We start from the raw sequence: 15380 nt of genomic DNA, 5'->3' as shown, positions 1-15380 counted from the left end.
GCCCCTCAGCGCGCGGCGACCTCGATCGGGTCGCCGGTGCGCGCGAGATCCGCCTCGAGCTCGCGCACGATCGGGATGACCGTCTCACCGAAACGCTCGAGCTCCTCCTGGAAGTGGAGGAAGCCGAGCAGGAACAGGTCGACGCCGCGCTTCTTGTACTCGATGATCCGTTCGGCGATCTGCTGCGCGTCACCGAACAGCTGCGTGCGGAAGCCGTCGTTGTACTGCACGAGGTCGTCGAGGGAGGAGTCGGCCCACATGCCCTTGCCGTCCTTCGTCGATGCTCCGGCCTCTTGCACGCTCTTGCGGAAGCCCTCGACCGCGCCGTCGTCCGCGTGAGCGATGATCTCGCGAAGCTGCCGCTCCGCCTCCGCCCGGCTGTCTCGCTGGATGACGAAACCGTTGAGACCGAAGCGCGTGCGACGCCCGTGTTCGGCCGCGATCCGCGTGACGTCGTCGTACTGCTCGGTGAAGCCGTCGAAGTCCTTGCCGTTGGAGAAGTACCAGTCCGAGAATGCGCCGCCGTTGAAGCGCGCCGCCGTCGAGTTGCCGCCCTGGAAGATGTCGGGGTGCGCACGCCCCGGCACCTCGTACGGGAACGGACGCAGCGTGAAGTCGGTGATGTCGTAGTACTTGCCGTGGAACGAGAACTTCTCCTGCGTCCAGAGTCCGCGCAGCACCTGGATGAACTCGGCGGCGCGCTCATAGCGCTCGTCGTGCTCGAGCCACTCGAGACCCAGGTCGGTGTATTCGTCCTTGAACCAGCCGCTCACGACGTTCACGGCGGCACGCCCGTGCGAGAACTGATCAGCGGTGTTGATGAACTTCGCCAGGACGGCCGGATGCCAGATCCCGGGGTGGATGGCCGAGATGACCTTGAGTTTCTCGGTGTTCAGCAGCAGCGCCAGGCTGATCGAGGTGGACTCGTGCTGCTGTGCGGCACCGTAGCTCGAGGCGTATCGAACCTGGCTCAGCGCGTACTCGAAGCCGACGCGCTCCGCCGTCTGCGCGAGCTTCACGTTGTAGTCGTAGCCCCAGTCTGTGCGCTGCTCGATCGAGCTGATCACCAGGCCGCCGCTGACGTTGGGAACCCAGTAGGCGAACTTGAGGGGCTCGTGCGTGGGGGCGATGTCGGTCATGGGGTTCTCCTCGAGGATCGGAACCCGGCTACCGTCGCACCGACCTCGACGGCGGTCAACGGTGTGTGACGGCCCGTGTCTTCGCATGACGACACACGACATCGAGCCGGGTCAGGATGGATGCCATGACCTCCCCCCAGCGCGTGCGCTTCGGCTACTGGACCCCCATCTTCGGCGGATGGCTGCGCAACGTCGACGACGAGCAGACCCCCGTCTCGTTCGCCCACATCGCGGAAATCGCTCGCGCCGCGGAAGAGGACGGCTTCGACCTGACGCTCATCCCCGAGCTCAACCTCAACGACATCAAGGGCGTCGAAGCTCCCTCGCTCGATGCCTGGGCCGTCACCGCCGGGCTTGCCGCGGTGACGTCGAGGCTCGAGCTGATGACCGCCGTACGCCCCGGCTTCCACAATCCGTTCCACACCGCCAAGCAGGCCGCCACGATCGACGAGATCAGCGGCGGACGGTTCACCCTCAACGTCGTCTCCGCCTGGTGGGCCGAGGAGGCCAAGCAGTACGAGGGACTGTTCAGCGCCCACGACGACCGGTACGCCCGGACGATCGAGTGGGTCGAGGTGCTGCGCGGACTCTGGAACGAGACGCCGTTCGCCTACGAGGGCGAGTACTACCGCACCGAGGGCACGTACACCGAGCCGAAGCCCCGGGTGCAGCCGCGCCTGTACGCCGGTGGTGAGAGCGAGGCCGGTCGCACCGCGATCACCCGCTTCGCCGACGCGTACCTCACCCACGGCGGGACGCTCGAAGAGCTGTCGGCGAAGGTCGCGGACATGCGCCGGCGCCGGTCCGAGGCCGGTGCGACCCCCTTCGAGGCGTTCGGGATGGCCGCGTACGCGATCGTGCGCGACACCGAGGAAGAAGCGCAGGCGGAGATCGAGCGGATCACCGACGTCCGCGGGGGAGCGGCGTACGGCTCGTACCAGGACTTCGTGAGCAAGTCGAAGCTCGACACCCAGGTCGACCTCAAGGAGTACTCGGTGTCGAACCGCGGCCTGCGTCCGAACCTTGTCGGAACGCCCGACCAGGTCGCCGAACGCATCGTGGAGTTCGCGAACGTCGGGGTCTCGACGCTGCTGCTGCAGTTCTCGCCGCACCTGCCCGAGATGCAGCGCTTCGCGGCCGAGGTGATTCCGCGCGTGCGCCGCCTGGAGGCGCAGCGCGACGCCTGACGCCCCCACGCACGCCCGGACCCTTCGACAAGCTCAGGGTCCTCCCGAACGTCCGCGCGAGGTGGCCGAGCCCCGCGAGGTGGCCGAGCCCCACGAAGTGGCCGAGCCCCACGAAGTGGCCGAGCCCCGCGAGGTGGCTGAGCCTGTCGAAGCCACCGCACGCACGCACGCCCGGACCCTTCGACAAGCTCAGGGTCCTCCCGAACGTCCGCGCGGGGGCCGAGCCCCGCGAGGTGGCTGAGCCCCACGAGGTGGCTGAGCCTGTCGAAGCCACCGCCCCCGGACGCTTGGATAACCTCAGGGTCCCGGCTATCCCGCCGCGGGCAGCGCCTGATCGAGGTCGGCGATCAGGTCTTCGGCATCCTCGAGTCCGATCGACAGGCGGATGAGCCCGTCGCCGATGCCGAGGCGATCGCGCGTCTCTTGCGTGAAGCCGAGGTGCGTCGTGGTCGCCGGATGCAGCGCCATCGAGCGGGTGTCACCGATGTTCGTCATGCGGCTGAACAGCCGGAGCGCGTCGAAGAACCGTTCGGCCGCCGGTCGTCCCCCGCGCACTGTGAAGGAGAACACCGAGCCCGACAGCCCGCCGTAGTCGCGCACGGCGAGAGCGTGCTGCGGGTGCGACGGGAGTCCCGCGTAGTCGACGCTCTCGACGGCGGGCTGGTGCTCGAGCCACTCGGCGATCGTGCGGGCGGAGGCGAGGTGCTGCCGCATGCGCACTGAGAGCGTCTCCAATGCCCTGCTGCAAGAGGAAGCCGTTGAGCGGAGACAGCGCGGGCCCCGTGTCGTTCGCGATCCCGAACCGCAGCGAGAACTCGAAGGCGCGCGGGCCGAAAGCCTCGACATACGACGTGTGCTCGGCGATCGGCGTCGCGGTGATGGCGGGATACGAGCGATCGGATGCCACCCAGTCGAACGTTCCGCCGTCGACCACCGCCCCGGCGAGGTTGGCCCCGTGTCCCGAGAGGAACTTCGTGGCCGAGTGCACCACGATGTCGGCGCCGTGCTCGATCGGGCGGATGAGGAACGGTGTCGCGATGGTGTTGTCGACGATCAGAGGGATGCCGTGGCGCTTCGCGATGCGGGCGACGGCGGCGATGTCGACGACGTCGTTCTTGGGGTTGGGCAGCGTCTCGGTGAAGATCGCCTTCGTCTCGGGGCGGATGAGGCTGTCCCACTCCGCCTCGTCGTCGGGGTTCCAGACGTACTCGACGGTGACGCCCATGCGCGCGAACGTGCGATCGAAGAGCACGCGCGTGCCACTGTAGATGCTCGCGGTCGAGACGATGTGTTCGCCGGTGCCCGCCAGCGCCAGCAGGGCGGTCGTGATCGCCGCCTGCCCCGAGCCGACGACGATCGCTCCGCTGCCACCCTCGAGAGAGGCCAGGCGCCGCTCGGCCACCTGGTTCGTGGGGTTGAGGTTGCGGGAATAGAGGTGTCCGAGATCGGCACCGGCGAACCGATCCGTCGCCTCCTGGAAGGATGCGAAGCGATACGCCGCCGACAAGTGAACCGGGGTGATGCGGGAGCCGTGCGTGAGGTCTTCGACCTCGCCGGCGTGCACCTGGCGCGTCTGGAAGCCGAAGCCGTCCCATTCGACGTGGGGCGGTGATGCCTCAGCCACGAGCTCCGACCACTTCTTGCGGCAGAAGCGAACCGAGCCACCGCGCGATCTCACGCGGTCCCGACCGCGGCGCGGTCGCCTCGACGTCGGGGTTGTAGTTGGTGTTCGTGTGTTGACGTCGTAGGTGACCGTGCGTCCGTCGCGCGTCTCGATGAACTCGATTCCGGCGATGCCGATGCCCTCGGCGGCGAGGAACGCGAGGTATCGGTCGACGAGCTCGGGATCCACGTCGTCGCGGCGACGGAACATCGGCTCGGGCTCGACGCCGTCGGCTCCGGGGATCGCGCAGGCCTCGGCCGGGCACAGCTCGAAGCTGCCCGCGCTGGTGTCGACCCGCACCGCGTAGACGAGCGAGCCGGCGACGAACTCTGCGCGGGTGATGAACGGCGCTTGGGCGACGAGCAGCTCTTGCAGCAGCGTGATTCCGTCGGGTGACGGCTCGAACTCGGGGCTCTCGACCCACGCCGCGAACTCTTCGACGGAGTCCCACCGCCGCACGCCGAGGCCCTTGCCGCCCTGGTTGTGCTTGCTGATGAAGGGGGCCCCGAACTCCGCAGCCCACTCGACGATCCCGTCGGTGCCGAGGACGGCGACGGTGCGGGCGACCTCGATGCCCGCGTGCTGAAGGGCCACGTGCTGCGCGACCTTGCTCACCTCGAGTTCGAGGACGTCGGCACCGTTGATGACGGTACGACCCCATGCCGAGAGCCACCGCAGCACCGCCCGACCGTAGTCCTTGCTGTTCGCGCGATCGCGGGTGTGCGCCGAGGCGCTCAGTCGCGACCAGAACACGCCCTCCGGCGGCTCGGACGAGAGGTCGATGGCCCCCTCCGTCAGCAGCCACTCCTCGAGCGGCACCCCCTGGGCGTCGAAGGCCGCGCGGAACGGCGGCAACCACGAGGGGTTGTCATGGATCACGTACACCTTGCCCGACATGCCGCCAGGCTAGCCCGGGGCCCCGACATCGCGGCCGTCGCGCGTCACCGTGCGTCATCGCCGTCCCCCGGATGCACGGGGCGCCCGTCGAATCCGAACAACCCCGAACACCGCGCGACCACGCCGGCTCCGTGGCATCCCTTTGGATGAAAAGACCCACCCGCGGTCGACTCGCGACCACGCAGGAAAGAGAACCGATGGATGCCAAGCCCCCGCGAACGCCTATCGACGCCGAACTCGATTGGCAGGCCCTGCGCCTTCGGAAGATCGTGCACAAGCAGTTCGAGCTATGGGCGATCACCCGCATCGTGCACGGTCTGGACGACCCCGAGATCGAGTGGGTCACCCAACAGGCCGTCCCCGCGCGCGAGGAGGGGAAGCGCGCGCTGCTCGACCTCTACTTCCCGCAGTTCCGGCTGGCCGTGGAGATCGACGAGCTGCAGCACGTCGACCAGGTCGAGCAGGACCGCCTTCGGGAGCGGCATGTCATCGACACCGCGAACGTCGAGTTCTGGCGGTGGAAGATGCACGACATCCACACCCTCGACGACGCACGGAAGCACATCGATGAGCTGGTCGACGACCTCCGTAAGCGCAAGCGCGCGCAGATCGACGAGGGCACCTTCGTGCCGTTCCGATTCGGCCGCACCTACGACCCCGCCGAGTGGATCGAGCGCGGGGGAGTCGGCATCCAGGACGACGCCCGCTTCCGTCGCCACGTCGATGTCGCTCGCCTGTTCGGTAAGGATCTCGCCGCGCACCGCTCGGGCATGCTGCGGCTGACGGAGAGCGTGCAGGTCTGGTTCCCGAAGCTCTACCCGAACAAGGAGTGGGACAACGCTCTGCTCGACGACGGCCGGCGCATCGTGCAGTGTCTCGCGGTCGACGTGACCGGGGGAAGCGACCCCGAGCCGCTTCCCGCCGGCAGCGGGTCGGGCGAGACCCGCCTCGTCTTCGCGCATTACCGCGACGAGTTCGGGCGGATCTACTACCGCTTCGTCGGGGCGTTCGAGCACACCGGCCAGGATGGCCACAGCGCCGACTTCCGCCGCATCGGCGAGCGGATCACCGTCGACGGCGCGGGCGGCTTGGAGATCCTCCGCGAATGACGGACCTCGCGCCCGCCGGCACCCTGACAGGAGGACGGGTGCACCCATGACGAACGTCACCCCCACATCGTGACGAGAGTCTGAGGTCGTTCGGCCGCCCGGCGGCCAGCATGAAGACATGACCTCCTCCACCCCCACTCCCGCCGCGATCGACGCGCGGGGCGTCGTCAAGAGCTTCGGTTCCGTTCATGCCGTCCGCGGCATAGACCTCTCGATCAAGCCGGGCGAGATCGTGGCGTTCCTCGGGCCGAACGGCGCGGGCAAGACCACGACGATCGACATGATCCTCGGCCTGAGCACCCCCGACTCCGGCTCGATCAGCGTCTTCGGGCACAGCCCGCGCGGCGCGATCGCCCGGGGTCTCGTGTCCGCGGTCCTCCAGACGGGTGGGCTGCTGAAAGACCTCACCGTTCGCGAGACCGTCGAGCTGACGGCGAGCCTGTTCGCCGAGAAGCGTCCCGTCGACGAAGCGCTCGAGCGGGCCGGCATCCGGAATCTGGCGAGCCGACGCGTCGGCCTCTGCTCCGGCGGCGAGCAGCAGCGTCTCCGCTTCGCGATGGCGCTCGTGAGCGACCCGGCCCTGCTCATCCTCGACGAACCGACCACCGGCATGGACGTCGAGGCGCGCCGCTCGTTCTGGAACGCGATCCGTGCGGATGCCGCCCGCGGCCGCACCGTCATGTTCGCGACGCACTACCTCGACGAGGCCGACGAGTACGCCGACCGCATCGTGCTGATGCGCGGGGGAGAGATCGTCGCCGACGGCCCCACCTCCGAGATCAAGAACCTCGTGTCGGGGCGCATGGTGCACGCGACGCTTCCGGATGCCGACCTCACCGCCCTCGCGGCCCTCCCCGGCGTCGACTCGGTCGAGGCCGCCGGCGAGCGCATCGCGATCCGCACGAGCGACTCCGACGCGCTCGCCCGCCACCTGCTCACCACCACCGACGCGCGCGACATCGAGATCACGGCGCAGAACCTCGAGAGCGTCTTCCTCACCCTCACCGCCGACTCCGCCGCACCCGCCCAGAATGGAGCAGTCCGATGACCGCCATCACCCTTGACCGCCCGGTCCCCGCGTTCGGTGGGTTCACGCTCACGTATCTGCGCATCGAGCTGCTGCGCAAGCTCCGCAACCCCCGCAGCCTGCTGTTCACGGTCGCCTTCCCCGTGCTGATGTTCTTCATCGTCGGGTTCCAGACGCTCGACGTTCCGCTGACCGATACCCCGCTGGCATCCGGGGGAGTGTCGGTGGCCGCGTACATCATGGTCTCGATGGCGATGTACGGGACCATGATGTCGGCGACCCAGACCGGGGCGTCGGTCGCGGTCGAGCGCGCACAGGGCTGGAGCCGCCAGCTCCGCCTCACCCCGCTCAACCCCGTTGCGAACGTCGTCGTCAAGATGCTGGCGGGCATGATGTTCGGTCTGATCGCCGTCATCGCGACGTATGCCGTCGCGGCCATATCAGGCGTCACCCTGACGCCGATGCAGTGGATCGTCACCGGGCTCGCGGCGTGGCTCCTCGCGAGCGCGGTGTTCACGACGCTCGGCCTCATGGTCGGCTACATGGTTCCGGGCGAGAACGCGGCGCAGATCACCAGCCTCGCCGTGGTGCTGCTGTCGTTCCTCGGCGGCCTGTTCTTCCCGCTGTCGTCGATGCCCGACTTCCTTCAGACCATCGGCAAGCTGACACCCGTCTACGGGATCGGCGAGCTCGCCCGGTCGCCTCTGACGGGGGATGCCTTCGACCTCGGCGCCCTGATCAACGCGGTGGTCTGGCTCGCGGTGTTCGTCGCGGGGACCGTGTACTTCTTCCGTCGCGACACGCGGCGCGCGTGACGCCTAGGGTGAACGACATGAGCAGTGGGACCGGCCCGGAACGAGCGATCGTTCCGGGCCGTCGCCCGTTTCAGCGCGGGTGGCTCATCGGTTCGTCGATCTCCCTGATCTGGACGTTCCCGACGCTGCTCACCCTCTGGGAAGAGCCGGGTCTGGCCCCGCGGGTGCTCGGAACGGCGATCGTGGTGGTGTTCGCGGCGCTGTTCATGGCGACCGCTCCCCTCGCCCGTCGCACGCCTTCTTACGGACGCCGACTGCTTCTGCCCGTGGCCCTCTTCGCGCTGAGCCTCGCGCTCTGGCCGTGGCTCGGCGCCGACGTGCGGTGGCTGTGGACGTTCGTGGGAGTCTCCGTCGCCGTCTCGCGTATGGGGTCCCGCACCATGTGGACGACCGTCGGGGTGCTGAGCGGACTCTCGTTCGCCGTGGGGGAGTGGAGCGGGGCCGACACCTTCACGAGCGTGCTCAACTCGGCGATCATCCTCTCCATCTCGATCATGATGTTCAGCTTCATGCGGAACATCTCGACCCTCGAGCGTCTCCGCGATGCGCAGGCTCAGATCGCCGAACTCGCCGCCGAGAAGGAGCGTGGTCGCGTCGCGCGCGACGTGCACGACATCCTCGGTCACTCGCTCACCGTGATCACGGTGAAGGCAGAACTCGCCGGACGACTGATGGATGCCGGCTCCCCGGCCGCCCGCGACGAGATCACCCAGATCGAGCAGCTGGCGCGTGGTGCCCTCTCCGACGTTCGCACGACGGTCCACGGGTATCGCGGGGTGAGCATCAGCGGAGAGCTCGCGGCAGCTCGTGCCGCGCTGGAGAGCGCCGGGGTCTCCGCCGACCTCCCCGGATCGACCGAGCAGGTGCCCGCCGACCGCCGCGAACTGGCCGGGTGGGTGGTCCGCGAGGCAGTGACCAACGTCATCCGCCATTCCGGTGCCACCGCGTGCCGCGTGCGGCTCGACGGCCGGTCGATCGAGGTGGTCGATGACGGCTGCGGCCCCTCGTCCACGGCATCCTCGGGCTCGGGACTGGCGGGCCTGCGCGAGCGCGTCGAGACGTCCGGCGCGCGTCTGACCATCGGTCGCAGCGACCTCGGCGGATTCAAACTCAAGGTGGCATGGTGATCCGACTGCTCATCGCCGACGACCAGGCTCTCGTGCGCGGCGCCCTCGCCGCGCTGCTCGGTCTCGAACACGACATCGAGGTCGTGGCCCAGGTCGGCCGCGGCGACGAGGTGGTCGAGGCGGCGCGGGCGTCCGAAGCCGACGTCGCCCTCCTCGACATCGAGATGCCCGGCATCGACGGCATCGCCGCGGCATCCCTCCTGCGTTCGGAGGTTCCCGGATGCCGCGCCCTCATCGTCACGACCTTCGGTCGCCCCGGCTACCTGGCGCGTGCCATGCAAGCCGGCGCGTCCGGATTCGTGGTCAAGGACACCCCCGCGGCGGAGCTGGCCGACGCGGTACGACGCGTCTCTCTCGGTCTGCGGGTGGTCGACCCGGCCCTGGCGGCCGAGTCGCTCGCGCAGGGCGACTCCCCGCTCACCGAGCGCGAGACCGACGTGCTCGCCGCGGCGCGCGACGGCGGCTCGATCGCCGACATCGCGCGGACGGTGCACCTGTCAGAGGGGACGGTGAAGAATCACTTGTCCAGCGCGATCGGGAAGACCGGCGGGCGGAATCGGTCGGATGCCGTGCGGGTGGCGGTGGAGCGGGGGTGGCTGTAGGTGGAAGTCAGCCTCGTTCGGCAGCCGCACCAACCCCGAACGCCACCGCCTCGTCCTCCGTCAGCATCCGCGATCGGATGAGGAACCGCATCCCGGTCGGCCCCTCGACGGAGAACCCGGCCCCACGCCCCGGCACGACGTCGATAGTGAGGTGCGTGAACTTCCAGTACTCGAACTGCGACTCCGACATGTAGACCTCGATCGGGTCGTCCAGCCCGACCTCGATGCTCCCGAGGTGTACGTCGCTGGGCCCGATGAGGAACATGCCCACCGGATAACACATCGGCGAGCTGCCGTCGCAGCAGCCACCGGACTGATGGAACATCAGCGGGCCGTGCTTGGCCGTCAGGTCGCGCAGCAGCGAGGCCGCGGCATCCGTCACGTCGACGCGGGAGAGTTCTGGCATCCGTTTCCGTCCTTTCCTCAAGGCGTGTCCCACTTTGTGCGGGAAGTCGATGCTCAATTCGCACAAAGTGGGACACGCGATCTCCGACCCGAGGAGCGCGTCCCACTTTGTGCAGATTCCGCCCGGACAACTCGCACAAAGTGGGACACGCACCATCGCGCGGTGCCGGCGAACGACGCGACGCTGACCAAACGGGCGTGGCCGCTCAGAAGAAGCCCATCGCCCCTTCGGCGTACGACACGAGCAGGTTCTTCGTCTGCTGGTAGTGGTCGAGCATCTTGAGGTGGTTCTCGCGGCCGATGCCCGACTGCTTGTACCCGCCGAACGCGGCGTGCGCGGGGTACTGGTGGTACGTGTTCGTCCAGACGCGTCCGGCTTCGATCGCCCGACCTGCGCGGTAGGCGGTGTCGCCGCTTCGGCTCCACACGCCTGCGCCCAGGCCGTACAGGGTGTCGTTGGCGATCGAGATGGCGTCGTCGAAGTCGTCGAACGACGTGACCGAGAGCACGGGACCGAAGATCTCCTCCTGGAAGATGCGCATGTCGTTCGTGCCCTCGAACACCGTCGGCGCGACGTAGTAGCCGCCCGACAGCTCGCCGCCGAGGTCGACGCGCTCCCCGCCCGTGAGCAGCTTGGCACCGCCCTGCTTGCCGATGTCGATGTACGACAGGATCTTCTCGAGCTGGTCGTTCGAGGCCTGCGCGCCGATCATCGTCTCGGGGTCGAGCGGGTTGCCCTGGCGGACCTTCTTCACGCGCTCGAGGCCGTCGCCGAGGAACTGGTCGTAGATCGAACGCTGGATGAGCGATCGCGACGGACACGTGCAGACCTCACCCTGGTTGAGGGCGAACATCGTGAAGCCCTCGAGCGCCTTGTCGTAGTAGGCGTCGTCGCTCCGCAGCGCGACGTCCTCGAAGAACACGTTGGGGCTCTTGCCTCCGAGTTCGAGCGTCACCGGGATGAGGTTCTGCGACGCGTACTGCATGATCAGACGCCCGGTCGTGGTCTCACCCGTGAACGCGATCTTGCGGATGCGCTTGTGCTGCGCCAGCGGCGCCCCCGCCTCGATCCCGAAACCGTTGACGATGTTGACGACACCGGCCGGAAGTAGGTCGCCGATGATGTCGAACAGGAACAGCAAGGATGCCGGGGTCTGCTCGGCCGGCTTGATCACGACGCAGTTTCCCGCGGCGAGAGCCGGAGCGAGCTTCCATGCCGCCATGAGAATGGGGAAGTTCCACGGGATGATCTGCCCCACCACGCCGAGCGGTTCGTTGAAGTGGTACGCGACGGTGTTCTCGTCCAGCTGGCTCAGCGAACCCTCCTGCGCCCGCAGGACTCCCGCGAAGTAGCGGAAGTGGTCGACGGTCAGCGGGATGTCGGCCGCGAGCGTCTCGCGCACCGGCTTGCCGTTCTCCCACGTTTCGGCGACGGCGATCCGCTCGAGGTTCTCCTCGATCCGGTCGGCGATTTTGTTCAGGATGACGCTGCGCTCGGCGGGGGTGGTCTTCTTCCAGGTCGCGAACGCCTTCCATGCGGCATCCACCGCCCGATCGATGTCGTGCCCGTCACCGCGCGCGACCTCGCAGAAGGGCTTGCCGGTGACGGGGGTGATGTTCTCGAAGTACTCGCCGCTGTGCGGTTCGACCCATTCGCCACCGATGTAGTGCCCGTACCGCGAGCGGTACTCGGCGACGGCCCCCCGTTGCCCGGGGGCGGCGTAGACGCTGGAAACGCCTTCTTCGACGATGGTCATGCTGGTCTCCTTCGACGGTCATGAGTCGCCGCCTCGGCTTCGAGCGGCGATGGCGCCGACAGTACGCCGGGGAAGGTTGCATCGGGTTGCACCCGCCTGCACCCGAGACCTCGCCACCGGAATCGGATACGTGCAGCGGATTCGGATGCCGCTGCCCGTTCGATCCGTATCCGCTGCGCGCATCCGAATCCGTTCACCTCGTCGGCGCCGCGCACGCCCCGCGCGGGCAGCACGCGACGGCCGGCGAGACGCCACGCACGTCCAGCGCGCGCCGGCGAAGTCACCGAAAACCGCGGATGCCACGACCCTGAGGCCGTGGCATCCGTTCCGCGCGCGCCGTCAGGCGTCGGCGTCGACCAGGACCGAGCGCAGGGGCGGGACGTTCACCTCGTGCAGGTCGATGTCGTCGAGGCGCTCGATGCTGATGACGCGCGGAGCGATCGCGCGATCGTCGGCGACGATCCAGCTGCCGACGAGGAGGAAGCGATCGTTGCCGGCGGTCACCGGCCCGGTCAGCGCGAAGGTGTGGTTCGTCGGCGTGGCGAACGTGACCCGCACGGGGGTGCCGTGGGGGAGGGTCGAGGGATCGACGACATCGGCCGTGAGCGCCGGCTCGGGAGGCTCGATACCCACGTCGATCCGCTGGATCTCGGAGCTCGTGCCCAGGATGATGTCGCCGACGAGCGGCTGCCCGCCCACGCCGATGCGCACGGTGCCCTCGATCGCGTACAGCCCGTAGCGCGGGGATCGGACGATGACCCGGGCCACGTCGCCCGCTTTGACCTCTGCGAGGGCCTCACGGATGCGCCCCACGTCGCGCCGAGCGCGAGCTGCCGAGAAGATGTCGAGCGCCTTTTCGTCCATATGTTCAGCGTAACGAGGGCCTCCGACATCGGGCACCCCCGGGACATCATCCCCACAACGCGTGTCCCCTTTTGTGCGTGAAATCGGGGCGATAGCGGCACGAAGTGGGACATGCCAGTCCAGGAATACGCCGACCCCGGCCGGAGACCGAGCCGGGAATGCCCCGCTCTGCCACCCCGGGCCACAAGGCGAGAACGCCTACTCCCGCCCGAGCCGCTCCACCCGCGCCACGAGCCCCGCCCGCTTCGGCGATCGCGCTGGCAGCATCGCCAGGCACAGCCGCAGCACCTCCTCGTCGTCCCGCGCATCCGCGGTCTCGGCGTAGGCGAGCAGCACATCGACCCCCGCCTCGGCGAGCAGCGCCTCGCGCAGCGCCGAGCGCACCGACTCGCGCACCTCGACGACGCCCGGCGCCTCCGACTCCGGCAGCACGGGCCCCGCGTACGCGGCGAGTGCGACGCGATGCGCCCCGCGGTCGAGCAGCGACAGCACGTGCTGCGCGTCGGTCTCGAGTCCGTCGGGCAGCCGATACGGACGGGATGCCGGAACCAGGCGTGGTGCGACGGGGGCGAGCGCGCGCCGCAGACGCACCATCTCGGGACGGAGCGTCTCGACGACGGCATGACCGTAGACCGCCTCGCTCAACGCCTCGGCGGACAGACCCTCGCGGTGGACGGCGAGCAGCAGCAGGATCTCCGCGTGACGCGCACTGAGCTCGAGCGTCTCTCCGCCGGCCTCGAGCACCGCCCGGTCGCGGCCGAGGATGCGCAGCAGGGCCCGCGCCGGCGCCGATCGCTTCGGCGGCGGCGCCTGCTGGGCCCGCAGCCGCGCCACGAGGATCTCGCTCTCGATCGCCCGGGCCGTGGCATCCACCAGCAGTTGCGCTTGCGGCGTCACCGCCTCCGGGCCCCCCGTGACGTCGATGACTCCGAGGAGGCGTCGCGATTCCGGATCGTGCACGGGTGCCGCGGTGCATGACCACGGTTGCACGAGCCGATTGAAATGCTCGGCACCGCGGATCTGCACCGACCGGTCGAGGGTCAGAGCCGTTCCCGGGGCCGAGGTGCCGACGGCATCCTCCGCCCAGTTCGCGCCCGCGACGAAGCCCATGTCGCCGGTCAGGGCCCGGATGTGCCGGTCGCCCTCGACCCACAGCAGCCGGCCGGCCGCGTCGCCCACGGCCACGACGACGCCCGACTCCTCGGCCGTTCCGGGCAGCAGAAGAGCCCGGACCATGTCCATCACCCCGGCGAGCGGATGCGCGCGGCGATACGCCTCGAGCTCGTCGCTCGCGAGGTCGAGCGAGGGGAGTCCCTCCGGTCCCACGAGGGAGGCCAACGACCGCCGCCACGACTCCTGCACGAGCGGGCGCACGTCGTTCAGCCGCCGATCCTCCTCGTTTCCCGCGAGAAGTTCCTCGTGCGCTCGCGCGATCAGCAGCCCCGATGTCTCGGGGGAGATCGGCGGTCGCGACCACGGAGAAGGCACGGCACTCCCATCGGCGGTGACGGAGGTGCGTCCAGTGTAGGTGCGCACACGCGCGGGGGCGAGGGTTCACGGCGGGATGCCAGGACCGGGAGCCCTCGTGCGACGTGTCGTCTCGGCATCCGAAATCCATTCACGTGCATTGATGAGACGGGTTCTCAAGCCGAGGAAACGCCGTCGACCCCCTCGACACGCGCCGCCCCCGGGCGGACGGTGGAGAGTACAAGAGAAAGGGATGCCATGAAGGCAGTGCAGTATCGCGAGATCGGCAAAGGCCCCGAGGTCGTCGAGATCGAAGAACCCCACGCGGGTCCGGGCCAGGTGCGCCTCAAGGTGACGGCGGCCGGTCTGTGCCACTCCGACTGGTTCGTGATGGACCTCCCCGAGGAGCAGTACACCTACGGACTTCCCCTCACGCTCGGCCACGAGGGTGCCGGCATCGTCGACGAGCTCGGCGAGGGGGTCGAGGGCGTGAACATCGGCGAGGCCTACGCCATCTACGGACCGTGGGGATGCGGGCGCTGCCACGCCTGCGCGAAGGGCGCCGAGAACTACTGTCCGCACGCGGCCGAGATGGGCATCACCCCTCCCGGTCTCGGGAGCCCGGGAGCCATGGCCGAGTACGTGATCGTCGACGATCCGCGGCACCTCGCGCCCCTCGGCGACCTCGATCCCGTCGAGACCGTGTCGCTCACCGACGCCGGTCTCACGCCGTACCACGCGATCGTCTCCGCGAAAGAGAAGCTGTACCCCGGGGCCACCGCCGTCGTGATCGGCGTCGGAGGTCTCGGCCACGTCGGCGTCCAGATCCTGCGGGCCATCACGCAGGCGACCGTGATCGCGGTCGACATCGGCGAGGACAAGCTCGCCCTCGCGCGCGAGGTCGGCGCGCACCACACCGTGACCTCCGACGAGCACGCCGCGGAGCGCATCCGCGAGCTGACGAACGGTCTCGGTGCCGCCGCGGTCTTCGACTTCGTCGGCGTGCAGCCGACGATCGACCTCGCCCGAGAGGTCGCCGGGATCGACAGCTTCATCCACATCGTCGGGATCGGCGGCGGCATCCTTCCCGCCGGGTTCTTCTCGACCCCGTTCGGCGCGGCCGTGCGCGCACCCTACTGGGGCACCCGCAGCGAGCTGATCGAGGTGCTCGATCTCGCGCGCAGCGGAGCCGTCGGCGTCCACGTCGAGCGCTATGGCTTCGACGGCGCCGTCGAGGCGTACAAGAAGCTGCACGCGGGGAAGGTGCGCGGCCGCGCGGTCATCGTTCCCTGATCGACACCTCGAGGGGGTGGCATCCATT

Annotated in this window: 13 protein-coding genes and 1 pseudogene; 7 read left to right on the top strand and 7 right to left on the bottom strand. The window is 68.9% G+C overall.

Translation table 11 applies throughout. From position 1 onward, the window contains the following. Window positions 1–5: 5 nt before the first annotated feature. Window positions 6–1139, bottom strand: a complete 1134-nt coding sequence (sfnG, locus tag QE388_RS06105) for a dimethylsulfone monooxygenase SfnG (RefSeq protein WP_307383898.1) — start codon at window positions 1137–1139, stop codon at window positions 6–8. A gap of 125 nt (window positions 1140–1264) precedes the next feature. Here sfnG and QE388_RS06100 point away from each other — a divergent pair, with 125 nt between their 5' ends. Then, window positions 1265–2326, top strand: a complete 1062-nt coding sequence (locus tag QE388_RS06100; protein WP_307383896.1) for an LLM class flavin-dependent oxidoreductase — start codon at window positions 1265–1267, stop codon at window positions 2324–2326. Between the two features lie 309 nt (window positions 2327–2635). Here the strand turns inward: QE388_RS06100 and QE388_RS06095 are convergent, their stop codons facing one another. Next, window positions 2636–3040 carry a PLP-dependent transferase gene (locus QE388_RS06095; protein WP_307383894.1) on the bottom strand — a complete coding sequence of 135 codons (405 nt, stop codon included), beginning with the start codon at window positions 3038–3040 and terminating at the stop codon, window positions 2636–2638. Between the two features lie 109 nt (window positions 3041–3149). Continuing rightward, a pseudogene (locus QE388_RS06090) lies at window positions 3150–4199 on the bottom strand (aminotransferase class I/II-fold pyridoxal phosphate-dependent enzyme); the annotation flags it as partial. Between the two features lie 884 nt (window positions 4200–5083). On the opposite strand from QE388_RS06090, the gene QE388_RS06085 reads away from it, so the two are divergent. The 5 genes from QE388_RS06085 to QE388_RS06065 all read left to right on the top strand — a co-directional run bounded on the left by QE388_RS06085 (window position 5084) and on the right by QE388_RS06065 (window position 9566). Then, window positions 5084–5995: an AbaSI family restriction endonuclease gene (locus QE388_RS06085; RefSeq protein WP_307383892.1), complete on the top strand. Its 912-nt coding sequence runs from the start codon at window positions 5084–5086 to the stop codon at window positions 5993–5995. A gap of 118 nt (window positions 5996–6113) precedes the next feature. Then, on the top strand, window positions 6114–7043 hold the full coding sequence (locus QE388_RS06080; RefSeq protein WP_307383890.1) for an ABC transporter ATP-binding protein: 930 nt from the start codon (window positions 6114–6116) through the stop codon (window positions 7041–7043). Next, complete coding sequence (locus QE388_RS06075) at window positions 7040–7837, top strand: ABC transporter permease (protein ID WP_307383887.1); 798 nt, start codon at window positions 7040–7042, stop codon at window positions 7835–7837. Before QE388_RS06080 ends, QE388_RS06075 begins: the two co-directional genes overlap by 4 nt. 17 nt (window positions 7838–7854) lie before the next feature. Further along, on the top strand, window positions 7855–8964 hold the full coding sequence (locus QE388_RS06070) for a sensor histidine kinase (protein ID WP_307383885.1): 1110 nt from the start codon (window positions 7855–7857) through the stop codon (window positions 8962–8964). Continuing rightward, entirely contained in the window at window positions 8961–9566 is a 606-nt protein-coding gene (locus QE388_RS06065) for a response regulator transcription factor (RefSeq protein ID WP_307383883.1), read from the top strand. Before QE388_RS06070 ends, QE388_RS06065 begins: the two co-directional genes overlap by 4 nt. 7 nt (window positions 9567–9573) lie before the next feature. On the opposite strand, the gene QE388_RS06060 is transcribed toward QE388_RS06065, so the two are convergent. The 4 genes from QE388_RS06060 to QE388_RS06045 all read right to left on the bottom strand — a co-directional run bounded on the left by QE388_RS06060 (window position 9574) and on the right by QE388_RS06045 (window position 14080). Beyond that, on the bottom strand, window positions 9574–9972 hold the full coding sequence (locus QE388_RS06060) for a DUF779 domain-containing protein (RefSeq protein ID WP_307383880.1): 399 nt from the start codon (window positions 9970–9972) through the stop codon (window positions 9574–9576). A 205-nt stretch (window positions 9973–10177) separates the two neighbouring features. Next, window positions 10178–11728 (bottom strand): aldehyde dehydrogenase family protein, encoded by a 1551-nt coding sequence (locus QE388_RS06055; RefSeq protein WP_307383878.1) that lies wholly within the window; start codon window positions 11726–11728, stop codon window positions 10178–10180. Window positions 11729–12067: 339 nt separating this feature from the next. Then, complete coding sequence (locus QE388_RS06050; RefSeq protein WP_307383876.1) at window positions 12068–12592, bottom strand: hypothetical protein; 525 nt, start codon at window positions 12590–12592, stop codon at window positions 12068–12070. Window positions 12593–12790: 198 nt separating this feature from the next. After that, a complete protein-coding gene (locus tag QE388_RS06045) occupies window positions 12791–14080 on the bottom strand; it encodes a GAF domain-containing protein (protein ID WP_307387065.1) in 1290 nt (429 codons plus the stop codon). Between the two features lie 237 nt (window positions 14081–14317). Here QE388_RS06045 and QE388_RS06040 point away from each other — a divergent pair, with 237 nt between their 5' ends. After that, complete coding sequence (locus QE388_RS06040) at window positions 14318–15352, top strand: NAD(P)-dependent alcohol dehydrogenase (RefSeq protein ID WP_307383873.1); 1035 nt, start codon at window positions 14318–14320, stop codon at window positions 15350–15352. Window positions 15353–15380: the final 28 nt, after the last annotated feature.

The organism is Microbacterium sp. SORGH_AS_0969 (assembly GCF_030818255.1).
Taxonomy (GTDB): domain Bacteria; phylum Actinomycetota; class Actinomycetes; order Actinomycetales; family Microbacteriaceae; genus Microbacterium.
The sequence above is the reverse complement of the archived record's forward strand: the minus strand, read 5'-3'. Positions and strand labels throughout refer to the sequence as shown.